The organism is Leisingera sp. JC1 (genome assembly GCF_001679925.1).
Taxonomy (GTDB): domain Bacteria; phylum Pseudomonadota; class Alphaproteobacteria; order Rhodobacterales; family Rhodobacteraceae; genus Leisingera.
This window is the reverse complement of the sequence record NZ_LYUZ01000013.1, coordinates 27,244-51,265: the sequence shown is the minus strand read 5'-3', so window position 1 is coordinate 51,265 and position 24,022 is coordinate 27,244. Positions and strand designations below refer to the sequence as shown.

Sequence of the window (24,022 nt, the reverse complement as noted above, 5' to 3'; positions counted from 1 at the left end):
CCTCGGAAGTATCTGTGGATAAGCATTATTCTGCCGTTTTGAGGAAGTTTACGAGGCGCTCTTTCAGTGCAGCAATATCCTTGGTCTCGCATTCCCAGATTGTCAGCACCTGCCAGCCCGCCGCCTGCAGGGCAGCCTGTTGTTCCGCGTCACGCTCCGCATTGCGCCGCAGCTTCGGTTCCCAGTAGTCACGGCGGCTGGCCGGGATGCGCCCGTCGCGGCAGTCATGCAGATGCCAGAAACAGCCATGCACGAAGATCACTTTGCGGCGGGGGCCAAAGACGAGGTCGGGTTTGCCGGGCAGGTCCTTGCGGTAGAGCCGGTAGCGGTAGCCCATGCCATGCACCATACGCCGCACCAGCATTTCCGGCTTGGTGTTCTTGGCGCGGATCTTCGCCATATTGGCGCTGCGCCGTTCTGGTGTCAGCTTGTCGGCCACGCGATGGGATGCCCTGATTGTCCGGCCATGCGGGCATGGTAGTCCGTTTCAATCCGGCAGGAAATGAATTCGCTGGCCGCACAGGGCGGCAGGTCCAGCGCCTTGATCAGCTGGGCATCCTTGCGCCCTTCCAGCACCACGGTCTGCTCGCGCCCCAGAATGTCGCGGGTGCCGTGGCCGCCGTCGGCCCGGATGCGGCGCATGAAGTCCTTCTGCTGTGCCACCGCCTCCACCGCCGCGCGGGGAATCGGGCGGCGCTGCATCAGGCGGAACAGCGCCGCCATGCGTCCGTTTCCTGTGTCGCAGGTGAAAATCTCCTGCACGGTTTCCGCGTCAGCGGTGCGCCAGAAGTTGGCCGGGTAGGGGTGGTCCTTCAGCAGCCATTGGATGTGTTTGAAGCCTTCGGCGGAAATGCTGCGCTTGGCATCCTTGTTCTGGCCAGCGGTCAGATACTCGGGCCGGGCCACAATCAGCCCCAGATAACAGCGTGCCCGCGCCTCATCCGCGGCCACCAGCAGGCAGGCACTGCCCACGGCCTCGGTCGGGATCATCCAATTGCTGCCCATGGTGTGCTTGATGTCCACATCCTGGCCCAGGATCACGGTATCCAGCCGTCCCTTCTGCAGGCCCAGCAGCGCCCGCAGCTCAATCTCCACCCGCGTCCCGATATAGGTCTTTTCGGTTTTCTCCAGCTCTTCGTAGGACCGCCGCCCGGTCTTGGGCGTCATGATCACATCGTCGATACAGTCGCGCAGCATGAAGGCCACGTCATGTTCCAGCGCCAGCAATCCGCCCGCGCGCTGGGTGATCTCCATCTCCAGATGGAGAAGGACGTTGAAATCCTGGTGGCCGAAATCGACCAGGCAGTCGGGAAGCTTCTGTTTCATGGCAAGTGTCTCCCGGCCGATAGGCCGGGCAGCGCCCGTCCCGTCCCCCACGGGGCGGGCGCTTCGCTCCCACCCCGCCGGGCCGGGCGCAGCCCTCGGCTCTTAAATGATAAGTAGGCCTTAAGCCCGCACTGCATGCAGCTTCGGCTTGGCAATCGCCGCTTTCAGTTCCCGCGCCACGGCCTCGGCTACCGGTGGCGGGAAGGCATTGCCGACCTGCCGGTAGGCGTTGGTCTTGGCGCCGGTGAAATGCCAGGCATCCGGGAAGCCCTGAATGCGCGCGACCATCCGCACTGTGAGGCGTGGCATGTCGTTGTGGAACGGGTCCGGCGCCTCATTGGCGATGGTGCGCCCCTCAACGCCCAAGGCCGCCCAGGCGCGCCGCGCGCGGGTCGGGCCCAGATCGGGTCCCCCGTGTTTCTTGGAACCGCCAACAATGGTTGGCGCGATCTCATCCGCTTTGGCGGCCCAATCGTCCGCCCCGCGCCAGCCGCGCTCCTTCATCAGGTCCACTAGGGTCGCACCCACGGTCGGCGGATTGTGCGGCAGCGGCTCAGGCCAGTTGAACTGGCCGGCAAATTCCTTGCGCAGGGCAACAATTGCCACCCGCGGCCGCAGCTGCGGCACGCCAAAGTCCGAGGCATTCAGCAGCCGCCAGTCGGTCTCATAGCCAAGCTTCGACAGCTGCTTCTTCAGCTTCTCGCGGTAGTCATGAAACACCGCATCCAGAAACCCGCGCACGTTTTCGATCATCACCGCCCGGGGGCGGGTGGCATCGACAATCTCAATCGCATCGTCGAACAGGTTGCGCTCGTCCTTCTCGCCCAGCTGCTTGCCCGCAACGGAAAACGGCGGACAAGGCAGCCCGCCCGCCAGCAGGTCGATGCCCTTGTAGTCGCCCGCGACCTCCTTGAACTTGCGGACGTCCTCTTCCAGCACGTTCCACTTGGGCCGGTTGTGGCGCAGGGTGGCGCAGCAGTGCTTGTCGATCTCAACCAGCGCCGTGTGGTCAAAGCCTGCCGCCTCAAGACCGAGGGCCTGGCCGCCCGCACCTGCGCATAGTTCTACCGATGTCAGCATTCTGCTCTGCCCGCCCGTTTCTGTTCTTGCTCTGTTCCTAGGCGGTAAAGCGATTCCGCACAAGGTTTTCTGCACCCGGCCAGACTATGCGGAAATGCCGAAAAGCGAAAGGCCGCCCTAAGGGCGGCCTGTCCGTTTCCCGATGGAGCGGGCGATGAGATTCGAACTCACGACCCTTACCTTGGCAAGGTAATGCTCTACCCCTGAGCTACGCCCGCGCTGCCATCCGGTGAGCGGTGAAATAGGGTCTCCACCCGTCGGCTGCAAGTGGAAAATCGGCGGCGGGTGAAAAAAATCTGCCGGGGCCGCGACGGAAAGGCAGAGGATGTGCGTTTGACAGTCAAACAAGAGGAACTTCAGGGGAGATTGAGCCCATGCCTTGCAAGGATTACCTGCGGATCGCCAGCCTGGGTGGTGCGATTGCCCTGGGGCTGCTGGTGCACGGCGGTGAGCACCGCAGCGCACCGCAAGCGGACAGCTGGGCCGGCCCGATTGAGCAGCTCAAGCCGGTTCCAGTCGAAACCAGGACACTTCCGGCAACCGCTGTGTTGAACGCCTGATCCTGAAACGCTCGTTTCGTGATGCCGGTCTGGTGATTGAAAAGCCCGTAAGGCGGGCTTTCTCCGCCAGCGGCCTGTTCACCAGTCCTGAGGCACAGGGGTTGCTGACAGAATCTGTTCAAGCTGTGCCCGGCTGTCTGCATCCAGATGCGGTTTCATCACCCGTGTGGTGAAGTTGCCGTACAGTTTCCCGTCAAGGAACACGCTCCAGTCGCGCAGGCTTTTCCGGTCAAATTCAACGGTGTCGCCGAAATGCTTGCCCGGCAGATCATTCGGTTCATTGGCCAGCTTGCCGGTCATGCCGCCGCCGCTGGCAACGGTGAATTGGTCCACCCAGATGTTCTCATGGCCATAGCTGGTCTCCAGCGCCACTTTGACCAATGCCCCGTCAGATGCATTGCCCTGGCTGTCCAGCACATGGCTGAGAAAGGCATCCATCGAGCTTAGCGCCGAGCCGATAGCGGCGTTCATTTCCGTGTCCTCAGTCTCGAACTGGATGACGGGGTCCCCGGCAAATGCTGCGGCAGGGGAAAGTGCAATGAAAGCGGCGAAAATCAGAGGCCTGATCATTTGAAACTCCACAAAAGAAAAAGCTGCGGCCAGGGGCTGGCCGCAGCTTCAACTCTAGCGCTTTCCGGCTGGATTATTCCAGCTCGACCAGCAGATCCTTGGCGTCGATCTGGCCGCCGGCCTGAACATGCACCGCCTTCACCACCGCGTCGCGTTCGGCGTGGATGCCGGTTTCCATCTTCATTGCTTCGATGGTCAGCAGCATATCACCTTCATGCACCTGCTGGCCCACCTGCACCGCGACAGACGCCACGACACCCGGCATCGGCGCGCCGACGTGGTTCGGGTTGCCCGCTTCCGCCTTGGGATTGGCCTGGGTCGAGGCCTTGACCAGACGGTTCGGCACCCGGATCACGCGGGGCTGACCGTTCAGCTCGAAGAAGACCTTCACTTCGCCCTTCTCGTCGGTCTCGGAAATCGCCTGCAGGCGGATTTCCAGGGTCTTGCCCGGATCAATCTCGGCGGTGATCTCCTCGCCCGGCTCCATGCCATAGAAGAAGGTCTTGGTCGGCAGGGTGCGCACAGGGCCGTACTGGCGGTGGCGGCCCATGTAGTCCAGGAACACCTTGGGGTACATCAGGTAGCCGTTCAGGTCCTCATCATCGACCTTGAAGCCTTCCAGCTGCTTGGACAGATCCGCGCGGACCGCTTCCAGATCCACCGGCTCCAGATGCGCGCCAGGGCGCTCGGTGTTCGGCGCTTCGCCCTTCAGCACCTTGGACACGATGCTTTCGGGGAAACCGCCCGGAGGCTGGCCCAAGTTGCCGCGCATCATGTCGACGACCGAGTCGGGGAAGGCCACGTCGGTCTTGGGATCCTCAACCTGATCGCGGGTCAGACCCTGGCTCACCATCATCAGCGCCATGTCGCCAACCACCTTGGACGACGGCGTCACCTTCACGATGTCGCCGAACATCTGGTTCACGTCGGCATAGGTCTGCGCCACGTCGGCCCATTTCTCTTCCAGGCCCAGGGAGCGCGCCTGCGCCTTCAGGTTGGTGAACTGGCCGCCCGGCATTTCGTGCAGGTAAACCTCGGAGGCCGGGGCCTGCAGGCCGCTCTCAAACGCCGCGTACTGGCCGCGCACCTGTTCCCAGTAGCCGGAGATCTCGCGCACCTTGGCGATGTCGATGCCGGTGTCGCGGTCGGTGTTGCGCAGAGCCTCGACAATCGAACCCAAGCAGGGCTGCGAGGTGCCGCCACTGAAGGCGTCCATTGCCGCGTCCACTGCATCCACGCCGGCATCCGCCGCCGCCAGGATGGTGGCTCCGGCCACACCGGAGGTGTCGTGGGTGTGGAAGTGGACCGGCAGGCCGACCTCTTCCTTCAGCGCCTTGACCAGCTGGCGGGCCGCGGCGGGTTTCAGCAGGCCTGCCATGTCTTTCAGGCCCAGGATGTGGGCGCCGGCGGCTTCCAGCTCCTTCGCCATGCCGACATAGTACTTGAGGTCGTATTTGGCGCGGTTCGGATCCAGGATATCGCCGGTATAGCAGATGGTGCCTTCGCAGACCTTGCCGCTCTCGACCACTGCATCCATGGCCACGCGCATGTTTTCGACCCAGTTCAGCGAGTCGAAGACGCGGAACACGTCGACGCCGGTGGTTGCAGCCTGACGCACGAATTCCTGCACCACGTTGTCCGGATAGTTGGTGTAGCCGACGCCGTTGGAGGCGCGCAGCAGCATCTGGGTCATCAGGTTCGGCATCCGCTCGCGCAGGTCGCGCAGGCGCTGCCAGGGGCATTCCTGCAGGAAGCGGTAGGCCACGTCAAAGGTCGCGCCGCCCCAGCACTCAACCGAGAAGAGCTGGTTCAGATGCTGTGCATAGGCCGGCGCCACCTTGATCATGTCGAGCGAGCGCATCCGGGTCGCCAGCAGCGACTGGTGGCCGTCACGCATGGTGGTGTCGGTCAGCAGCAGCTGGCGCTGCGCCTTCATCCAGTCGGCCACTGCCTGGGCACCCTTCTGCTCCAGCAGGTTACGGGTGCCGTAGGGCAGGTTGCCCACGTCCGCCTTCGGCGCGCGCGGCTCCTTCAGGTCGGCAGCGGGGGCTGCGCGGCCTTCGGTCTCCGGGTGGCCGTTCACGGTGATGTCCGCGATATAAGTCAGCACCTTGGTGCCGCGGTCGCGGCGCTTCTTGAACTGGAACAGGTCCGGGGTCTCGTCGATGAACTTGGTAGTGTATTCATTCGACAAAAAGGTCGGGTGCTTCAGCAGGTTCTCGACGAACGCGATGTTGGTCGACACACCGCGGACCCGGAATTCGCGCAGCGCGCGGTCCATGCGGGCAATCGCCTTTTCCGGGGTCGGTGCCCAAGCGGTCACCTTGGTCAGCAGCGAGTCATAATAGCGGGTGATCACGCCGCCCGCATATGCGGTGCCACCGTCCAGGCGGATGCCCATGCCGGTGGCGGAACGGTAGGCGGTGATGCGGCCGTAGTCCGGGATGAAGTTGTTCAGCGGATCTTCTGTGGTCACGCGGGTCTGCAGCGCGTGGCCATTCAGGCGGATGTCGCCCTGACTGGCCTTGCCGGTTGCCTCAGCAATGGTCTTGCCTTCGGCGATCAGGATCTGCGCCTGCACGATGTCGATGCCGGTGACCTCCTCAGTCACGGTATGCTCCACCTGCACCCGCGGGTTCACCTCGATGAAGTAGAACTTGCCGTCGTTCATATCCATCAGGAATTCGACGGTGCCCGCGCATTCATAGTTCACATGCTGGCAGATCTTGCGGCCCAGGTCGCACAGCTCGGCGCGCTGTTCTTCGCTCAGGTACGGGGCAGGCGCGCGCTCAACCACTTTCTGGTTGCGGCGCTGCACCGAGCAGTCGCGTTCATAGAGGTGGTAGATCTCGCCGTGCTTGTCGCCCAGGATCTGCACCTCGACGTGGCGGGCGCGGGTGATCATCTTTTCCAGATAGCCCTCGCCGTTGCCAAAGGCGGCTTCCGCCTCGCGGCGGCCTTCCAGCACCTTTTCTTCCAGCTCTTTCTCGGCGTGGATCGGACGCATACCGCGGCCGCCGCCGCCCCAGGAGGCTTTCAGCATCAAGGGATAGCCGATTTCGGCCGCTTCCTTGCGGATCGCGTCCATGTCGTCGCCCAGCACCTCGGTTGCCGGAATGACCGGCACGCCGGCCGCAATCGCCACCTTGCGGGCAGAGGCCTTGTCACCCAGCGCGCGCATGGTTTCGGCCTTGGGGCCGATAAAGGTGATGCCGTTGCGGGCGCAGGCGTCCACGAACTCCGGGTTTTCCGACAGCAGGCCGTAGCCGGGGTGGATCGCGTCAGCGCCGCTTTCCTTGGCAACGCGGATGATCTCGTCGATCGACAGGTACGCCGCAACCGGCCCCATGCCTTCGCCGATCCGGTAGGCTTCGTCCGCCTTGAACCGGTGCAGGCCGAGCTTGTCCTCCTCGGCATAGACGGCGACGGTGCGTTTGCCCATTTCGTTGGCGGCGCGCATCACGCGGATCGCGATCTCGCCACGGTTGGCAATCAGGATTTTTTTGAAGTCGGTCATGTCACCCTCGGGGTCCGTGCAAGTTGGTGCAGTGTTAGGCGGATATTATCGAACCGCACAACAGTAGTTCTGGGTATTTCCGGCATGATTGCGCTCTCAAGCGGCTTGTCCTTTCCTTTCTGGCCTCGTTTTTGGGGGGTCCTGACTTTGCAATTTACCGCATTGCTTGGCGCTAACATTTGCAGATTCTGCAGAAATTCTGCACATGCAGCATGATTTTGTAACTTTTTTTGTTGCGGTGCAGCGCAAAGTGACGCTGCGTGTGCGTCATTTTGGCGCAATTCGTGCGAATTCGCGCAAAAAGCGCCGGCCGGGTGCGCAATCAGCCCAGTTGACGGGTTTGCAATCCGCATGCCCCGGCCAGGCTGGACAGGCCCAGCTGGCCCATATTGGCCTCCAGGTCCTTGGCCAGGATGCTGATCAGATGCGCCGGCCCGGCATCGCCCAGGGCAGCCAGCGCATAGTGGAAGGCGCGCCCCAGCATGACGAAATCCGCCCCCAGCGCCAGCGCCCGCAGGATGTCCAGCCCGCCCCCGATGCCGCTGTCAAAGACCACCGGCACGGTGACGGCCTCGCGGATCTCCGGCAGCAGGCTGATGGCAGGCGGGCAGCCGTCGAACTGGCGGCCGCCGTGGTTCGACAGCCAGATGGCATCTGCGCCGGCCTCCTGCAGCCGCTGCGCATCCGCAGCCCGCTGCACCCCCTTGATGATAAACGGCCCGTCCCAGTTGCGCCGCAGCCAGTGCACGTATTCCCAGTCGGGAGAGGTGCGCAGCAGGTATCCGATATGCGCCGTTGGTGGCAGGTTGGTCTGTTCGCCGCTGATGTATTTGTCCAAGGTCCGCATATGCGGCATCCCGGCCCGGGCCATTCCCAGCGCCCAGGCAGGCCGCATGGCGATCTGGGCCAGCAGACGCGGGGTCAGCCGCGGCGGCTGCGTCAGGCCGGAACGCGTCTGCCGTTCCCGGCGCGAGGCCACCGGCACATCCACGGTCAGCACCAGGGTGCGGAACCCGGCGTCCTTCGCCCGCGCCAGCATATCGGCACGGATGCCTTCATCCTTGGGCGGGTACAGCTGGAACCAGGCATTTGCCCCCAGATGCGGCGCCAGGTCCTCAGGCGATTGGCTGGCCACGGTGGACAGGCAATAGGGAATGCCTGCCGTTCTGGCGCTGCGGGCCAGGATGCCCTCCGCATCCGGCCAGATCAGCCCGGACATGCCGACAGGAGCGACCCCGAAGGGGAAAGCGTGCTTCGTGCCCAGCAGATCAACGGATAGGTCGGTCTCCAGCGGCCCGTGCAGCACCGAGGGCAGCATGCCGATCCGGTCCAGCCCGGCGCGGTTCTGCGCCTTGGCGGATTCAATGCCTGTGCCGCTGTCCAGATACTCCCAGACAAACTTGGGCAGCCGCTGCCGGGCGCGGCGTTTCAGGTCATCCAGGCCCGGATATGTCTGATGCAGATCCATCTGCGCATTGGTACGCTCCGTGAACGATTGTGCAAGGCAAAGTGCCGGCGCCTGCAACGGGTGCTGGCGGCCAGCCGAGGCTTACGCCGCGCCTTTCTGCCGGTCCTCAGCATCCTCTGCGCTGTCTGCAACTGGCAGCGCTGCCGGGTTGCGGGGCAGGGGGCTGGCGCCTTCGGCGACGCAGACCTGGTTGCGGCCCTTGGCCTTCGCCTCATAGAGGGCCTCATCCGAGGCGCGCAGCAGATCCTGCGGCATGGTGCCATGCGCCGGGTAATGGGCCACCCCGAGTGAGATCGAGATCCGCGGCAGCGCCTTTTCGCCATAGCGCACCACTACGTCCTCAATGGACTGGCGCAGCAGCTCCGCCTTGGTGATGGCATCGTCCGGGCTCACGCCCGGCAGAAGAAGTGCGAACTCCTCGCCGCCGGGGCGGCAGGCCACCTCGTCACCATCGCAGGCCTGCTCCATCGCGGCGCCAACAGCGCGCAGCACCATGTCGCCGGCATCATGGCCGTGGTTATCGTTGAACTTCTTGAAGTGATCGACGTCGATCGACACCACGCTCAGCGGCTTGCCGCTGTTCTGGCTGGCGCCCACGAACTTGCGCAGGGATTCGGTCATGTGGCGGCGGTTGAACAGCCCGGTCAGCGAATCGCGCACCGACTGGTCGTGCAGCTGATCGCGCATCTTCACGTTGGCAATCGCCATGCTGATCTGCTCGGCGCACATCTGCGCCAATTGCTTGCAGCCGGCAAAATCCCCGGCCCGGCTGGGACGCGCCCGCAGATGCATCAGGCCCACCGTCTCGCCATGCGCCAGAATCGGAAAGCAGAAATAGGGGCGCCCGTCGTGCGGTTCTGCATGGGCACAGGTGAACTCGACTTCCGAGGCGCCGAACTCATAGGTCCGCCCGCGGCGCAGGCCCCAGCACTCGCCTGGCTGGATATGGTCCTTGTGGCTGCCGCCGTTCCAGCTGGAGCATCCATCCAGCACATCACGCGAATTAGAGAACACATAGATGCTGCCTTCTGCATCCGGCAGCAGATGGCCCATGAACTCCGACACCATGTCAAACAGCTCACCCAGTGAGCGGCAGGATTGCAGCCACTCGTTCAGTTCGCCCAGCAGCTTCACCTCCCGCGCCAGTTGCAGCTGGTTCGCCATCGCCTCCTGATCGCGGGCGGAACGCTCCTCGACCTGCCGCAGGCTGCGGCGGTTGGCCTTGTAAATAACAGCCGACACGATGGTCATCGCTGCCACGGTGACCAGAGAAATCAGGGCCAGCGAGATGCGGACACGGGTAATGAAGGTGTTCCGCGTGTCGGTGATGTCCGAATAGAACTCAATGGCGCCAATGAAGATGCCGTCATGCAGAACAGGGGAGTAGACCTCGGCCACGTCGCGGTTCGGAATCGATCCGTCCGCATTGGCCGCGGTGCGCAGCCCGTCCACCTCTGTCGCGGGCTTTTCCTCATGCTTGTAATAAACCAGCCCTTGCGAGACGACGGACTGAAAATACGGCTTGGTGTTGCGCTCACCGATTTCCTCGGGCCGGGTCGACCAGAAGATGGTGCCATCCGCCTCAAACAGTTTCAGCCGGTACACATCCGAGGTTTCCGGCACCAGGCCCAGGTATTCCTGGTCGTGCTCATCCAGATCACCAAGCACAAAGGCATCCTTGCTGTTTTCAAGATGCAGCAGAACCGCCCGCCGCCAGGTGTCGGCCTGCTTGCGCAGGTCCGCTTCCAGCATCCGGTCCACAATGGGTGCCGGCACAGAATAGACCGCCCAGGCGCTCAGGCCGGCCGCCGCCAGCAGCAGCGGCAGCATTGAAAATGTTTTGAGCCTGGATATCAGCTTCCGGGCCGTCCCCTGTGTCATGGTGGTCCTCTGGCATTGGGCGTTTGCGCTAGAATTGCGCGTTAGCCTTTACAGAACATGAAGATGCCGCCCTGCGCTTGTGCCGAATAGGCAAAATGCAAGTGAAAGCAGGTCTTGACGCCGGGCGCGGATACTACGGGCGGACAAGTGAACAGACTGTGAACGTCCCCTTTCCGCCGGACCTGAAACACGCTAGGATCACGGCCATGAGCAGTTTTGACGAAATGGACGCCTTTGAGGGCGCATCGCTGTCGTCCCGCGCCATGGGCGCGCGGGTGATGCCCTATCTGGACACGCTGAATCCCGCCCAGCGGGAGGCGGTGGAATGCCTCGATGGCCCGGTGCTGATGCTGGCCGGCGCCGGAACCGGCAAGACCAAGGCGCTGACCACCCGCATTGTGCATCTCCTCAGCACCGGCAGGGCGCGACCGAACGAGATCCTGTCGGTGACCTTCACCAATAAGGCCGCCCGCGAGATGAAGGAGCGGGTTGCAGGCATGCTCGGCCAGGCAGTCGAGGGGATGCCCTGGCTCGGCACCTTCCACTCGATCTGCGTCAAGCTGCTGCGCCGCCACGCCGAACTGGCGGGGCTGAAATCGAACTTCACCATTCTCGACACCGACGACCAGATCCGGCTGCTGAAACAGCTGATCCAGGCCGCGGGCATCGACGACAAGCGCTGGCCCGCGCGGATGCTGGCAAACATCATCGACGATTGGAAAAACCGCGCCCTGACGCCGGAGAAGGTCCCCGCAGGCGACGCCAGCGCCTACAATAACCGCGGCACCGAGTTCTACGCCCAGTATCAGACCCGCCTGCGCGAGCTGAACGCGGTCGATTTCGGCGACCTGCTCCTGCACATGGTGACGATCTTCCAGAATCATCCGGACGTGCTGGAGCAGTACCAGCGCTGGTTCCGCTACATCATGGTGGACGAATACCAGGATACCAACGTCGCCCAGTACCTCTGGCTGCGGCTTCTGGCCGGCGCGCACAAGAATGTCTGCTGCGTTGGTGACGACGACCAGTCGATCTACGGCTGGCGCGGCGCCGAGGTCGGCAACATCCTGCGGTTCGAGAAGGATTTCCCCGGTGCCATGGTGGTCCGTCTGGAGCAGAATTACCGCTCCACCGGCCATATCCTCGCCGCCGCAGCAGGCGTCATCCGCGGCAATGCCGGCCGCCTGGGCAAGGAGTTGTGGACCGATGCCGGCGACGGCGAAAAGGTCCGCCTGATCGGCCATTGGGATGGCGAGGAAGAGGCCCGCTGGATCGGCGAGGAAATTGAATCGATGCAGCGCGGCACCCGCGGGCAGGCGCCCATCGGCCTCAACAGCATGGCGATACTGGTCCGCGCTTCCCACCAGATGCGCGCGTTTGAGGACCGCTTCCTGACCATCGGCCTGCCGTACCGCGTGATCGGCGGCCCGCGGTTTTACGAGCGGATGGAGATCCGCGATGCCATGGCCTATTTCCGCGTTGTGGTCTCGCCTGATGACGGTCTGGCGTTTGAACGCATCGTCAACACGCCAAAACGCGGCCTGGGGGACAAGGCGCAGCAGACCATCCAGATGATTGCCCGCGAGAACGGCGTCTCACTGGTCGAAGGCGCCCGGCTGGCAGTTGAAGGCGGCCATATCAAGGGCAAGGGCGCAGGCAAGCTGCGCGAGCTGGTCGAGGGCATTGCCCGCTGGGGCCGCATGGCCGGCGACGCGGACATCACCCATATGGAACTGGCCGAGATCATCCTCGACGAGTCGGGCTACACAACCATGTGGCAGAACGACAAGAACCCGGATTCACCGGGCCGCCTGGAAAACCTCAAGGAATTGGTGAAGGCGCTGGAGAGCTTCGAGAACCTCCAGGGCTTTCTCGAACATGTCAGCCTGGTGATGGACAACGACAAGCAGGACGCGGACGAGAAGGTCTCGATCATGACCCTGCACGCCGCCAAGGGCCTGGAGTTTCCCGCCGTCTTCCTGCCGGGCTGGGAGGACGGGCTGTTTCCCTCGCAACGCTCGATGGACGAAAGCGGCCTCAAGGGGCTCGAGGAAGAACGCCGCCTGGCCTATGTCGGCATCACAAGGGCAGAGCAGATCTGCACCATCTCTTTTGCCGGCAATCGCCGGGTGTTCGGCCAATGGCAATCGCAGCTGCCCTCCCGCTTCATTGATGAACTGCCGGAGGAACACGTTGAGGTGCTGACCCCGCCGGGCCTCTACGGCGGCGGCTACGGCGCGGCGGCTCCAGGTGCCGCACAGGTCCGTTCCACCATCGACGAGCGCGTGGCCCAGGCCGACGGCTACAACTCCCCCGGCTGGAAACGGATGCAGGCCCGTGCAGGCCAGTACGGCATGTCCCAGCCCAAGGAGAGCAAGAGCTCGGTGATCGACCTCACCGCCACCTCCAGCTTCACGATGGGAGAGCGCGTGTTCCACCAGAAGTTCGGCTATGGCGCCATCACCGGCATCGAGGGCGACAAGCTGGAAATCGATTTCGAGAAAGCGGGTCCCAAGAAGGTAGTGGCAAAGTTTGTTACGGCCCCGGACGACGTCCCGTTCTGATCTTCCACGCTCGAGATGTGGTTAAACCGGCTGCCCGCCGCGCCTGCGCCCCCCCCTTTCCACTGAAGTTCGTGAGAGGCGGGGCGGCCTGCGGCTTAATACAGCGCAATCATTGCAATGCCCGCGGCAATCAGCACCGCCCAGCCCAGGCGGCTGAGGCCGCGCGGCTCCTTCAGCACCAGTGCCGCCAGGATCACCGACACCGGGATCGACACCTGCCGCACTGCGCTCACCGCCGCCGCCTCTGCGCCCAGCTGGAACACCCGCAGGATCAAGAGGTATGACAAGTAGGACGACAGCCCCGCAAACAGGATGCGCCAGGGGTGTTGAGCCCAGCCGCGCACCACGCCCAGCAGCGGCGCCGATTGCCCCCGGTCCTCCCAGGCGCGCAAGGCCCCCATCGCCGCCGTCACCAGAATATAGGTCCAGAACAGGAACGGCGCGCTGGTGGTGCCCTGCATCGCCGCCGCATCGGAAATCGAATAGGCAGCCGACCCCAGCATCGCCATCGCCGCCATCGCAAAGGCGCGCGGATCATCCAGCAGCCGCCCCTTGCTCTTCTGGATCATCAGCCCGGCCCAGATGATCAGCCCCATCCCCAGCAGGGCTGCCCCGGTATAGCTGCGGTCCAGCACCAGCCAGCTGAACGCCGCAATCGCCAAGGGCGAAGAGCGCACAATCGGGTAATAAGCCGACAAGTTCCCCCGCCGCAGCGCCGACAGGGTGCCGTAGTAGTAGACTGTCAGCCCCAGCGCCGAGGCCAGCACCAGCACCCAGACACCGGCGGGCAGGGCAGGGGTCTGCCCTGCCAGCGCCATATGCACAGCGGCAAACACCACCCAGCTGAGGCACACCCCGGTGTAGCAGGACACCGGATGCGCCACGCCCTTCAGCGTCAGGTCGCGCAGCGGGTGGGTGACCGCCGACAAGAGGACCAGCAGGATCCACAGCAGTTCCACTTAGGAGACAGCCCCCTGGCCGGGCCGGTCCAGGTAGGCATCGAAATGCACCGTCACCTGGTCATCGCTCACCTGCACCACGCCATAGGCCACAGGCTCGACGCAGTATTCGCTCCCGGCCCGTTCCGGCACCAGCGGGATCTGGTGGTTGGTGCTGGGCAGCGAGGTGAAGCTGTAGCCGCGCCAGTTCACGTAGGTCATCCGGTGGATGTGGCCGTAAAAGATGTGGCGGATGTTGCGCCCCTTCCTGAGCGCCGCGTGAAAGCCCTCCGGATCGCGCAGCTTGATGTCATCCACATAGGGCAGCCCGATATCAAACGGCGGATGATGCAGGAACAGGAATACCGGCGCATCGCCTGCGGCTTCCAGCTCCGCCTCCAGCCAGGCCAGCCGCGCGGAGCACAACTCGCCGTCATGGACATCCGACCCGCCGGTCAGCGTATCAAGGAACAGGAACCGCGCGCCGCCCGCCTCGTGGCTGTGCTGCACAAATCCGCCGCCGTCGCGCGGATGATCCGCAAAGATGCTCAGGAAATTCTCCCGCACATCATGATTTCCCAGCATCAGGAACGCGGGCAGCGGGAACGCCGCCAGCTGCTCTTGCAGCCAGCCATAGGCCGCGGGATCGCCCTCATCCGCCAGATCACCCGATATCACGCAGAACGCGGCGTCCGCGTGCCACTCGGCAATATCCGCCAGCACCCGGCTGAGATTCGCCGCCGGATCGCCGCCGTTCAGCGGCACCCCCGGTGCCATCAGGTGGATATCTGTCAGATGAATGAATTTCATGACGCCGGTCCCGCAAATCGCTGCTGCATGTGCCGGCGATAAAATCAGCAGATGCAAGAAAGGGATAGCGCGAAAACGTCAGCGCCCCGGCCGGCACGCGGCAATCCTGGCCCAAAAACAAGAAACGGCGGCGCCCAGGGAGGAGGAGGGGCACCGCCGTTCTGTCATACACCGGGTATCAGGGAGGAGGAGATCCCGGTGATCCAAGCCCGGCTTTTGGCCGGTATAGGGTGCGGCGGCATCAGGGAGGAGGAGGATGCCGCCGCAGAACACAGGCTCTTCAAGGGAGGAGGAGAAGGAGCCTGATCTCTATCAGTTGTTCTCGTAGGCCGCCTGATAGGCGACGCGCTTGATTTCGGACCGGTTCAGGCCCAGGTCTGCCAGGTCGCGGGCGGTCAGCGCGGACAGCTCGTTCACGGTCTGGCGGTACAGGCGGTAGCGGGKGAACTTGACCAGCAGGGCATCCAGGAAGCCGAGCGGGGATGCAAAGCTCACCGCGGAGATCTGTTGTGCTGCTGCCATCGTTCTGTTCCTTCGTCTAACCGTCTCGTCATGTGCCGCTGTGGCGTTTCTTGAATGACAATTTAAGGAAATGCTGCGGATGCACAATCCCGCACTTCGTCATTGCTGCTATGCGGCATATGCATGGGTGACGCAGGGTAGGTCTTTGTAATTGGCCAAGATTTTCGGCGGCCTCTTAAGCACCTGTATAATTTTCAGGCATGCCCCGCGCTCAGGGCATGGCTCCCGCAGCTGCGGATTGACATATCCGCCACCCTATGGATGCGGCAAACGTGCAGGCCGGGTTTCCTGCGCGCCGGGGCGCACATATATATGGGCCGGATTTGACGCAGGAGAGCAGCAATGAGTGTCACACAGGAACAGATTCGCGCGGTGCTGGAACGGCTGGCGCTGCCGGACGGCGGCACGCTGGTCTCACGCGACATGCTGCGCGCGCTGCGCATCGAGGGCAGCAAGGTGAGCTTTGTAATCGAGGCGCCAAGCCCTGAGATCGCCAAACTGATGGAGCCCTTGCGCAAGGCTGCCGAGGCCGCGGTGCTGTCGCTGGACGGCGTCGAAACCGTCTCCGCCGCGCTGACCGCCCATGCGCCGCAGCAGCCCGCGCCCAGCCTCAAGGTCGGCGGCCACCCGAAGCCGCAGGCTGAACCTCTGAAACCTGCCGGCGTCAAACGCATCCTGGCCATCGCCTCCGGCAAGGGCGGGGTGGGGAAATCCACCGTGTCCTCGAACCTTGCGGTGGCACTGGCCAAACAGGGGAGGAAGGTCGGCCTCTTGGACGCAGATATATACGGCCCGTCCCAGCCCCGGATGATGGGCGCCAAGGGGCGGCCCGCCAGTCCGGACGGAAAAATCATCGAGCCGCTGCACGCCCATGGTGTCACCCTGATGTCGATCGGCTTCATGGTGGATGACGCCAAGGCCGTGGTCTGGCGCGGCCCGATGCTGATGGGCGCGCTGCAGCAGATGCTGGGGCAGGTGAACTGGGGCGAACTGGACGTGCTGATCGTCGACCTGCCGCCCGGCACCGGCGACGTGCAGCTGACTCTCTGCACCAAGGCGGAACTGTCCGGCGCCATCGTCGTCTCCACCCCGCAGGACGTGGCGCTGCTGGATGCGCGCAAGGCGCTGGACATGTTCAACACGCTGAAAACCCCGGTGCTGGGGCTGATTGAGAATATGTCCTTCTTCACCTGTCCCGATTGCGGCGGGGAGCATCACATCTTCGGCCATGGCGGCGTCGCGGCTGAAGCAGAGACCCTGGGCCTGCCGCTTTTGGGTGCCCTGCCGATTGATCTGGAGACCCGCCTGGCCGGCGACAGCGGCACGCCCATAGCGGCGGGCGAGGGGCCGATGGCCCAGGCCTATGCCCGCATTGCCGAGGGCCTGATCGGCGGCGGCATGGCCTGAGGCATTCACATACGGAAATGACGCGCCCTGACTGGCCTGCCGTTCTGGCGGGCCATTTCTGTTTGACAGGACGGCGGACCGGTTGCGTGCAGCCAAACGGGCGCAGATGGGATTGCCCGCCAGAAATGGGACCGCATGGCACTTGCTGCTCCGGGCGGGAACTTATGGGACGGCTGGGAAAGCGTGGGATGGCTGGGAATTCACGGGACGGCTGGGAAATCATGGGCGGTATGGGAAATCATGGCCCTCTTTCCGCAAAACACCCCTTGAAGTTGCGAATCACTGCGTGTTGAAACGCTTTTGCGGGGCGATTTCAGAGGCGTTTCTCGCTCCAGGTTGTGAACGTAACGGGAACTTTCTGAAATCTGATCGCCGTATCTGTGGAATCGCGGGAAACTATGGGAAAAAAATTGCCCCTGCAACTCGCATCTATATCTAGTGTTTGCGCTGGGTTTATTCACTACAAGTTCCCGGATTAACCCTAAATGTGCCGCGAATCCTAAGAAATTCCATGGAAGCCTTGTCAAGGATTCGACGCTTTCCCGCAGAAAACAGTTGCGAGCCCATCAATTCCCATAGTATCCCTAGTTCATCAGATGAGACGAGGGACGGGGCGCCAAACGACCCCAGAGCCAAAAACAAAACAAGCAGGTTTCATACAGGCCTTCGCTTTCATCGAACAAGAGATCCGGCGCGCGGGCGAGCAGACATCCCCCCAGGTGGCGCGTGCAGTCGGACATCCCGCAAAGCGGGCCAAGGCGGCGGGTTGATCAGTGGCAGCAGATCAACCCGCCCCTTTTCATTCTGGGGGACGGATTAACGCGAGGGACGCGCGAAAAGGACGGGAAATTGGGCCGCAGGTTCAGAGGCGAAAGCCACCACAAGGTGGATACAAAGGGGCGGGTGTCGATACCGGCCTCCTTTCGCCGTGTGCTGGAGGCCGCCGATCCCAGTTGGCAGCCCGGCCAGAACCCCGAACTGGTGATCGTCTACGGCGACCAGCGCCGCAACTTCCTGGAATGCTATACTATAGAGGCGATCGAGGAGGTCGACGCCAAGATCGACCAGCTCCCGCGCGGCTCGATGCAGCGCAAGATGCTGCAGCGCATGTTCCACGGCCAGTCGTTCCCGACCAACGTGGACGAGACCGGCCGCCTGGTGCTGCCGGCCAAGCTGCGCCAGAAAATCGACCTTGAGGCAGAGGCCTTCTTCATTGCCGCAGGCGACACCTTCCAGATCTGGAAGCCGGAAACCTACGAGCAGGAAGAACTGGCCCAGGCCGAAGAGTGGATGGACGACCTGCCAGAAGGTTTCGATCCAATGGAATTCCTAGACGGCGCCGGGGGCGCTTAAGACATGACCCAGGACCAAACAGCTGCCAATGGTCCCCACATCCCGGTTCTCCTCCGCCCGCTGCTTGCAGCCGTGGCGCCGGTTTCGGGCCGCTGGCTGGATGGCACCTTCGGGGCAGGCGGCTATACCCGCGGCCTCTTGGAGGCCGGTGCGGAGCAGGTCACCGGCGTTGACCGCGATCCGCTGGCCTTTGAACTCGCAAAACCCTGGGCAGGAGAGTACGGCGACCGCCTGATCCTGCAGCCCGGTGTCTTTTCCCGCATGGATGAATACGCCCAGGACCTCGATGGCGTGGTGCTGGACCTTGGCGTCTCCTCGATGCAGCTGGACCTGGCCGAACGCGGCTTCTCCTTCATGAAGGACGGCCCGCTGGACATGCGTATGTCGCAGTCCGGCCCTTCCGCCGCCGATCTGATCGCGGAACTGACAGAGGCGCAGATCGCCGACATCCTGTTCCACTACGGCGAGGAACGTGCCAGCCGCCGCATTGCCAAGGCGATTGTCCGGGAACGCGCAATCGAGCCGATCACCACCACCCTGCGCCTCGCGGGCATCATCGAGAGCTGCCTGCCGCGCCCCAAGCCCGGCCAGTCGCACCCCGCGACCCGCAGCTTCCAGGGCCTGCGCATCGCGGTGAACGCCGAATATGACGAGCTGTTCGAAGGGCTTCTGGCCGCCGAACGGGCGCTGAAGCCCGGCGGCCTGCTGGCCGTGGTCACCTTCCATTCGGTCGAGGACCGCATGGTCAAACGCTTCTTCCAGCACCGCGCGGGCAAGACCGGCCGTGCAAACCGCTGGGCGCCGGAGCAGGAAGAGGCGCCGTCACAGTTCGAACTGGTCACCCGCAAGGCGGTGGGGCCGGATGATCAGGAACTGGCCGAAAACCCGCGCTCCCGCTCTGCCCGCCTGCGGGTCGGGCGCCGCACCGGTGCCGCGCCGGGGCCGATCTCGGCCAAGGAACTTGGAATGCCGCAGCTGAAAGAGGCGCGCAAATGAAGACTTTGCTGTATGCCGCTACCTGCCTGGCCGTCTTCGGCCTCGCCTTCTGGGCCTACCGCGAAAACTACGCCACCCAGCAGGTGCTGAAAGACACCCGCGCGCTGCAGCGCGAAATCGGCGCCGCCCAGGTGCGCCTCAGCGTCCTGCGCGCCGAATGGGCCTACCTCAACCGCCCGCAGCGCCTGCGCGAGCTGGCAGAGATCAACTTCGACAACCTCGGCCTCTTGCCGCTGCGCCCGGACCAGTTCGGCCGCGTCGATGAGGTCTCCTACCCGGCACCGCCGGAGCTGGAGATCGAAAACGAGGTTGAGGTCTCCGGCCTGAACGCAGGGAGCCAGCCATGATCCGCACGCCGCTCCGCCCGCTGGCCCGCATCCTCCACGCCCGCGCAAGCGGGGAAAACCCGGATGTGATCGAAGAGGAAAACATCAGCCTGCGCCACCATGAGATGCAGGTGCAGGCCCGCCAGCGCGCCGAGGGACGGCTTCTGGTGCTCGGCCTGTTCTTTGTCTGCGCCTTTGGCGCGATTATCGCCCGCATGGGCATGACCGCTGTGTCGGAACCGGCCGAACCCGTGGCCAGCGTGCCCGGCGCCGCCATCGCCGCGCAGCGTGCCGATATCGTCGACCGCAACGGCAGCCTGCTGGCCACTAATTTCGAAACCCATTCCCTCTATGCCCAGCCGCCGCAGATGATCGACCCCGTCGGTGCTGCGGAAAAGCTGGTGGAGATCTTCCCCGACCTGGACCGGGAGCGCCTGATCAAGGACTTCACAGGAAAGCGCAAGTTCCTGTGGGTGAAGAAGAAAATCAGCCCTGAGCAGCTCCAGGCGGTGCATGACATCGGCGATCCGGGCCTGATGTTCGGCCCGCGCGAAATGCGGCTCTACCCGAACGGCAGCCTGGCCGCCCATGTGCTGGGCGGTGCTGGTTTCGGCAAGGAGGGTGTCAACGCGGCTGAGGTGATCGGCGTTGCCGGTGTTGAACGCCAGTTCGACGACTACCTGCGCGACCCGGCCAACGCGGGCAAGCCGCTGCAGCTGTCGCTGGACCTCACCGTGCAGGCGGCGGCTGAGCAGGTGCTCTATGGCGGCATGAAGCTGATGAACGCCAAGGGCGCCACTTCGATCCTGATGGACGCCCATACGGGCGAGGTGATCTCGGTGGTCTCCTTCCCGGACTTCGACCCCAATGACCGGCCGCGCCCGCCGACCTCCGGCTTTGACCCCTCCGACAGCCCGCTGTTCAACCGCGCGGTGCAGGGCGTGTATGAACTCGGCTCCACCTTCAAGATCTTCACAGCCGCGCAGGCGATGGACCTGGGGCTGGTCAACGCGGATACCGTGATCGACACCCGCGGCCCGCTGCGCTGGGGCCGTTTTGCGATCCGCGATTTCCGCAACTACGGCAACGAGATGTCGGTGACCAAGATCATCGTCAAATCCTCCAACATCGGCACCGCGCGGCTGGCGCAGCAGATCGGGGTGGAGCGGCAGAAATCGTTCCTCGACACGCTGGGGATGCTGGACCCGACGCCGTTCGAGATTTCCGAGGCCGCAGGCGGCAAGCCGCTGCTGCCCGCCAACTGGTCGGAGCTGTCGGCGATGACCATCTCTTACGGCCACGGCATCTCCACCACGCCGATGCATCTGGCGGCGGGCTATGCGGCGGTGGCCAATGGCGGCCGTTACGTGGCACCGACGATTCTGAAACAGACCAGCCCGCAGCTGGGCCAGCGCGTGATGAGCGAGGCCTCCGCCGCCGCCGCGCGCAAGATGTTGCGCAAGGTGGTGAGCGAGGGCACCGCCTCTTTTGCCGAGGTCGAGGGCTATCAGGTGGGCGGCAAGACCGGCACCGCCGACAAGCCCAAGCCCCGCGGCGGCTACTATGATGACAAGGTGATCGCCACTTTTGCCTCTATTTTCCCGGCACATGACCCGAAATACGTGCTGATCGTGACGCTGGACGAACCGTCTATTATCGCCCACGGCGAGGAGCGCCGCACCGCCGGCTGGACCGCCACCCCGGTGGCCGCCGAAATGATCGGACGTGTCGCGCCTCTGCTGGGGCTGCGTCCGCAAGTTGAACCCGCAGAGGTGACTGGTATAACCCTCACCTCGAACTGACACAGGTGAGGGCCGCCATGAGCAGCAGCAGACCAGACCAGCCTCTGAGCCAATTGGGGCTCACTGCCCGCGGCGGCGCTGATCCGCAGATTTCCGGCTTGGCGGTGGACAGCCGCGAGGTGCGCGACGGGTTCCTGTTTGCCGCCCTGCCGGGCAGCCAGGTGCATGGCGCCAAGTTCATTCCCGGCGCGCTGGAAAAAGGTGCGACAGCCATCCTGACCGATGCCGCAGGGGCGGAAATCGCCGCCAAGGTGCTGGATGAAAGCCACGCCGCGCTGGTGGTGGTTGAGGACCCGCGCCAGACGCTGGCCTATGCCGCCGCCCTGTGGTTCGGCGGCCAGCCGCAGACCGTGGTGGCGGTCACCGGCACCAACGGCAAGACCTCCGTGGCGACCTTTGTGCGCCAGATCTGGTCCGAGCTGGGCCATGAGGCCGTCAACATGGGAACCACCGGCATCGAAGGCGCCTGGAGCTACCCGCTGGCCCACACCACGCCGGAACCCATCACCCTGCACCGCGCGCTGGCCGCTGCGGCAGAGGCAGGCGTCACTCACGCGGCAATGGAAGCCTCCTCTCACGGGCTGGACCAGCGCCGTCTGGACGGGGTGCAGCTGGCCGCCGCCGGCTTTACCAATTTCACCCAGGACCACCTGGACTATCACGAGACCTTTGACGCCTATTTCGCCGCCAAGGCGGGGTTGTTCCGCCGGGTGCTGCCGGATGAGGGCGTTGCCGTCATCAACATGAACGACCCCCGCGGGGCCGAGATGCGCGCCGTCGCCGCCGCCCGCGGGCAGGAGGTGATTTCTGTCGGCCGGGGCCTCGGCGATCTGAACCTGATGGGGATGCGCTATGACGGCACCGGACAGGACGTGCGGTTCTCCTGGCATGACAAACCGTATCAGGTGCGGCTGAACCTTATCGGTGGCTTCCAGGCGGAAAACGTTCTGCTGGCCTGCGGGCTGGTGATTGCCGGCGGCGAGGACCCGGAGCGGGTGTTTGAAACCCTGCCGCATCTGACCACAGTGCGCGGCCGGATGCAGCTGGCGGCGTCGCGCGACAATGGCTCAGCCGTGTTTGTGGATTACGCCCATACGCCCGATGCCGTTGCCAGCGCCATCAAGGCGCTGCGCCCGCATGTGCTGGGCCGGCTGATTGCCATCGTTGGCGCCGGCGGCGACCGCGACACCACCAAACGCCCGTTGATGGGGCAGGCGGCGCATGAGAACGCCGATGTGGTGATCGTCACCGACGACAACCCCCGCAGCGAGGACCCGGCCATCATCCGCGCCGCGGTCAAGGGCGGCGCGCCGGACTGTATCGAGATCGGCGACCGTGCCGAGGCGATCCTGCGCGGCGCCGACATGCTGCAGGCGGGTGACGCGCTGATCGTCTGCGGCAAGGGCCATGAGACCGGCCAGACCGTGGGCGACACGGTGCTGCCGTTTGACGATGTGGAGCAGGCCAGCATTGCTGTGGCAGCTTTGGACGGGAGGATCGCATGAGCCTTTGGACCGCATCTGAGGCCGCTGCAGCCACCGGCGGCAAGGCGCAGGGGGACTGGTCTGTTTCCGGCCTGTCGATCGACACCCGCACCATCGAACCCGGCGACATGTTCGTGGCGCTGAAAGCCGCGCGCGACGGCCATGACTTCGTAGCGCAGGCGCTGGAAAAGGGCGCAGGCGCGGCGCTAGTTTCCCGCGTTCCGGATGGAGTGCCTGCGGATGCGCCGCTGCTGATTGTTGACGACGTGCAGGCGGGGCTGGAGGCCCTGGGCCGCGCGTCGCGGGCGCGGGCGCAGGCCAAGGTCGTTGCGGTGACCGGCTCGGTCGGCAAGACCTCGACCAAGGAAATGCTGGCGCGGATGCTGTCCGATCAGGGCCGCACTCATGCGGCGGTTGCCAGCTACAACAACCACTGGGGCGTGCCGCTGACGCTGGCACGCATGCCGCGCGATACCGAGTTTGCGGTGATCGAGATCGGCATGAACCACCCTGGTGAAATCGCACCGCTGGCAAAACAGGCGCGTCCGCATGTGGCGATGGTGACCACGGTCGCTGCAGTGCATCTGGAGGCGTTTGAAAACGTCGAGGGCATCGCCCGCGAAAAGGCCGCGATCATGGAAGGGCTGGAGCCCGGCGGCGTCGCGGTGCTGAACGCCGATGTCGCAGAAGCGCATGTGCTGCGGGATGTGGCCGCGGACCTGGGTGCAACCGCCCGCTGGTTTGGCGAAAGCGCGGCAGACTACACTCTGCAGTCCGCCGGGATTGAGGGTGAGGAAACCGTCGCCCGCGCCACCGCCAATGGCCGCGAGGTTGAGTTGCATATTCAATCGCTTGGCGCCCATTTCGCAATGAATGCGTTGGGCGCTTTGGCCTGTGTTGAAGCCTTGGGTGCTGATCCTGTCAAAGCGGTCGAAAGCCTCGCCCTGTGGTCGCCGGTCAAGGGCCGCGGCGTGCGTGAGAGTATCCAACTGGAGAGCGGCGCCATCACCCTGCTGGACGACAGCTACAATGCCAACCCGACCTCAATGGCGGCAGCGCTGGCGGTGCTGGCGGCCACGCCGGGGCAGGGGCGCAGGATCGCCTATCTGGGCGACATGAAGGAGCTTGGCCCGCAGGAAGTGGGCTTGCACGCCGGCCTGGCGGATCTGGACGCGGTGCGGGGCATCGACAAAATTCATTGCATAGGCCCTCTGATGCAGGCGCTGTATGATGCCTTGCCCAAGGAAAAGCGCGGCGGATGGTTTGCAACCAGTGCCGAGGCAGTGCCCGGCCTCGCAGATGAAATCCAAGGCGGCGACATCGTGCTGGCCAAGGGCTCGCTCAGCATGGCGCTGGCCAGGATTGTTGACGGCATCCGCGAAATGGGTCACTCCACCCCCACACAAGAAAACGCGTAA

Annotated in this window: 19 protein-coding genes and 1 tRNA gene; 9 read left to right on the top strand and 11 right to left on the bottom strand. The window is 64.2% G+C overall.

Translation table 11 applies throughout. From position 1 onward, the window contains the following. Positions 1-25: 25 nt before the first annotated feature. The 4 genes from A9D60_RS03185 to A9D60_RS03170 form a co-directional block, all read right to left on the bottom strand. Positions 26-439 (bottom strand): very short patch repair endonuclease, encoded by a 414-nt coding sequence (locus A9D60_RS03185; protein ID WP_065266275.1) that lies wholly within the window; start codon positions 437-439, stop codon positions 26-28. Continuing rightward, on the bottom strand, positions 424-1,326 hold the full coding sequence (locus tag A9D60_RS03180) for a NaeI family type II restriction endonuclease (protein WP_065266274.1): 903 nt from the start codon (positions 1,324-1,326) through the stop codon (positions 424-426). Before A9D60_RS03180 ends, A9D60_RS03185 begins: the two co-directional genes overlap by 16 nt. Positions 1,327-1,446: 120 nt before the next feature. Further along, complete coding sequence (locus tag A9D60_RS03175; protein ID WP_065266273.1) at positions 1,447-2,406, bottom strand: DNA cytosine methyltransferase; 960 nt, start codon at positions 2,404-2,406, stop codon at positions 1,447-1,449. Positions 2,407-2,549: 143 nt separating this feature from the next. Beyond that, positions 2,550-2,624: transfer RNA gene (locus A9D60_RS03170), tRNA-Gly, on the bottom strand. 156 nt (positions 2,625-2,780) lie between these two features. Here A9D60_RS03170 and A9D60_RS03165 point away from each other — a divergent pair. Next, positions 2,781-2,966, top strand: coding sequence for a hypothetical protein (locus A9D60_RS03165; protein ID WP_065266272.1), 186 nt, complete (start codon positions 2,781-2,783; stop codon positions 2,964-2,966). Positions 2,967-3,044: 78 nt separating this feature from the next. Here the strand turns inward: A9D60_RS03165 and A9D60_RS03160 are convergent, their stop codons facing one another. The 4 genes from A9D60_RS03160 to A9D60_RS03145 form a co-directional block, all read right to left on the bottom strand. Then, complete coding sequence (locus A9D60_RS03160; RefSeq protein ID WP_065266271.1) at positions 3,045-3,536, bottom strand: YegJ family protein; 492 nt, start codon at positions 3,534-3,536, stop codon at positions 3,045-3,047. A 73-nt stretch (positions 3,537-3,609) separates the two neighbouring features. Beyond that, the gene (locus A9D60_RS03155; RefSeq protein WP_065266270.1) at positions 3,610-7,053 is read right to left on the bottom strand and encodes a pyruvate carboxylase; all 3,444 of its coding nucleotides are present in this window, start codon (positions 7,051-7,053) and stop codon (positions 3,610-3,612) included. A gap of 322 nt (positions 7,054-7,375) precedes the next feature. Next, the gene (locus A9D60_RS03150; protein ID WP_065266269.1) at positions 7,376-8,521 is read right to left on the bottom strand and encodes an alpha-hydroxy acid oxidase; all 1,146 of its coding nucleotides are present in this window, start codon (positions 8,519-8,521) and stop codon (positions 7,376-7,378) included. An 81-nt stretch (positions 8,522-8,602) separates the two neighbouring features. Further along, a complete protein-coding gene (locus tag A9D60_RS03145; protein ID WP_065266268.1) occupies positions 8,603-10,402 on the bottom strand; it encodes a sensor domain-containing diguanylate cyclase in 1,800 nt (599 codons plus the stop codon). A 206-nt stretch (positions 10,403-10,608) separates the two neighbouring features. On the opposite strand from A9D60_RS03145, the gene A9D60_RS03140 reads away from it, so the two are divergent. Beyond that, complete coding sequence (locus tag A9D60_RS03140) at positions 10,609-12,966, top strand: ATP-dependent helicase (protein WP_065266267.1); 2,358 nt, start codon at positions 10,609-10,611, stop codon at positions 12,964-12,966. 95 nt (positions 12,967-13,061) lie between these two features. On the opposite strand, the gene A9D60_RS03135 is transcribed toward A9D60_RS03140, so the two are convergent. The 3 genes from A9D60_RS03135 to A9D60_RS03125 all read right to left on the bottom strand — a co-directional run bounded on the left by A9D60_RS03135 (position 13,062) and on the right by A9D60_RS03125 (position 15,236). Next, positions 13,062-13,925: an EamA family transporter gene (locus A9D60_RS03135; RefSeq protein WP_065266266.1), complete on the bottom strand. Its 864-nt coding sequence runs from the start codon at positions 13,923-13,925 to the stop codon at positions 13,062-13,064. Next, positions 13,926-14,714, bottom strand: coding sequence for a phosphodiesterase (locus tag A9D60_RS03130; RefSeq protein WP_065266265.1), 789 nt, complete (start codon positions 14,712-14,714; stop codon positions 13,926-13,928). Between the two features lie 312 nt (positions 14,715-15,026). Beyond that, entirely contained in the window at positions 15,027-15,236 is a 210-nt protein-coding gene (locus A9D60_RS03125) for a DUF1127 domain-containing protein (protein WP_065266264.1), read from the bottom strand. Between the two features lie 342 nt (positions 15,237-15,578). Between A9D60_RS03125 and A9D60_RS03120 the strand changes: the two genes are divergently transcribed. From A9D60_RS03120 to A9D60_RS03090, 7 genes are all read left to right on the top strand, one after another. Then, positions 15,579-16,643, top strand: coding sequence for an Mrp/NBP35 family ATP-binding protein (locus A9D60_RS03120; RefSeq protein WP_065266263.1), 1,065 nt, complete (start codon positions 15,579-15,581; stop codon positions 16,641-16,643). An 849-nt stretch (positions 16,644-17,492) separates the two neighbouring features. Then, entirely contained in the window at positions 17,493-17,996 is a 504-nt protein-coding gene (mraZ, locus tag A9D60_RS03115) for a division/cell wall cluster transcriptional repressor MraZ (protein WP_083194085.1), read from the top strand. Positions 17,997-17,999: 3 nt separating this feature from the next. Further along, positions 18,000-18,992: a 16S rRNA (cytosine(1402)-N(4))-methyltransferase RsmH gene (rsmH, locus tag A9D60_RS03110; protein WP_065266261.1), complete on the top strand. Its 993-nt coding sequence runs from the start codon at positions 18,000-18,002 to the stop codon at positions 18,990-18,992. Next, positions 18,989-19,339: a cell division protein FtsL gene (gene ftsL / locus A9D60_RS03105; protein WP_065266260.1), complete on the top strand. Its 351-nt coding sequence runs from the start codon at positions 18,989-18,991 to the stop codon at positions 19,337-19,339. The genes rsmH and ftsL overlap by 4 nt, the downstream gene beginning before the upstream one ends. Then, a complete protein-coding gene (locus A9D60_RS03100; protein WP_065266259.1) occupies positions 19,336-21,120 on the top strand; it encodes a peptidoglycan D,D-transpeptidase FtsI family protein in 1,785 nt (594 codons plus the stop codon). Before ftsL ends, A9D60_RS03100 begins: the two co-directional genes overlap by 4 nt. Positions 21,121-21,137: 17 nt before the next feature. Beyond that, the gene (locus A9D60_RS03095) at positions 21,138-22,625 is read left to right on the top strand and encodes a UDP-N-acetylmuramoyl-L-alanyl-D-glutamate--2,6-diaminopimelate ligase (protein WP_065266258.1); all 1,488 of its coding nucleotides are present in this window, start codon (positions 21,138-21,140) and stop codon (positions 22,623-22,625) included. Next, on the top strand, positions 22,622-24,022 hold the full coding sequence (locus tag A9D60_RS03090; RefSeq protein ID WP_065266257.1) for a UDP-N-acetylmuramoyl-tripeptide--D-alanyl-D-alanine ligase: 1,401 nt from the start codon (positions 22,622-22,624) through the stop codon (positions 24,020-24,022). The genes A9D60_RS03095 and A9D60_RS03090 overlap by 4 nt, the downstream gene beginning before the upstream one ends.

Bases quoted from the DNA above. Each gene is read 5' to 3' on its own strand.
- A9D60_RS03160 (WP_065266271.1), bottom strand. From the start codon at position 3,536: ATGATCAGGCCTCTGATTTTCGCCGCTTTCATTGCACTTTCCCCTGCC.
- A9D60_RS03155 (WP_065266270.1), bottom strand. From the start codon at position 7,053: ATGACCGACTTCAAAAAAATCCTGATTGCCAACCGTGGCGAGATCGCG.
- A9D60_RS03130 (WP_065266265.1), bottom strand. From the start codon at position 14,714: ATGAAATTCATTCATCTGACAGATATCCACCTGATGGCACCGGGGGTG.
- A9D60_RS03140 (WP_065266267.1), top strand. From the start codon at position 10,609: ATGAGCAGTTTTGACGAAATGGACGCCTTTGAGGGCGCATCGCTGTCG.
- A9D60_RS03145 (WP_065266268.1), bottom strand. From the start codon at position 10,402: ATGACACAGGGGACGGCCCGGAAGCTGATATCCAGGCTCAAAACATTT.
- A9D60_RS03120 (WP_065266263.1), top strand. From the start codon at position 15,579: ATGAGTGTCACACAGGAACAGATTCGCGCGGTGCTGGAACGGCTGGCG.
- A9D60_RS03150 (WP_065266269.1), bottom strand. From the start codon at position 8,521: ATGGATCTGCATCAGACATATCCGGGCCTGGATGACCTGAAACGCCGC.
- ftsL (WP_065266260.1), top strand. From the start codon at position 18,989: ATGAAGACTTTGCTGTATGCCGCTACCTGCCTGGCCGTCTTCGGCCTC.
- rsmH (WP_065266261.1), top strand. From the start codon at position 18,000: ATGACCCAGGACCAAACAGCTGCCAATGGTCCCCACATCCCGGTTCTC.
- A9D60_RS03100 (WP_065266259.1), top strand. From the start codon at position 19,336: ATGATCCGCACGCCGCTCCGCCCGCTGGCCCGCATCCTCCACGCCCGC.
- A9D60_RS03090 (WP_065266257.1), top strand. From the start codon at position 22,622: ATGAGCCTTTGGACCGCATCTGAGGCCGCTGCAGCCACCGGCGGCAAG.
- A9D60_RS03175 (WP_065266273.1), bottom strand. From the start codon at position 2,406: ATGCTGACATCGGTAGAACTATGCGCAGGTGCGGGCGGCCAGGCCCTC.
- A9D60_RS03165 (WP_065266272.1), top strand. From the start codon at position 2,781: ATGCCTTGCAAGGATTACCTGCGGATCGCCAGCCTGGGTGGTGCGATT.
- A9D60_RS03180 (WP_065266274.1), bottom strand. From the start codon at position 1,326: ATGAAACAGAAGCTTCCCGACTGCCTGGTCGATTTCGGCCACCAGGAT.
- A9D60_RS03095 (WP_065266258.1), top strand. From the start codon at position 21,138: ATGAGCAGCAGCAGACCAGACCAGCCTCTGAGCCAATTGGGGCTCACT.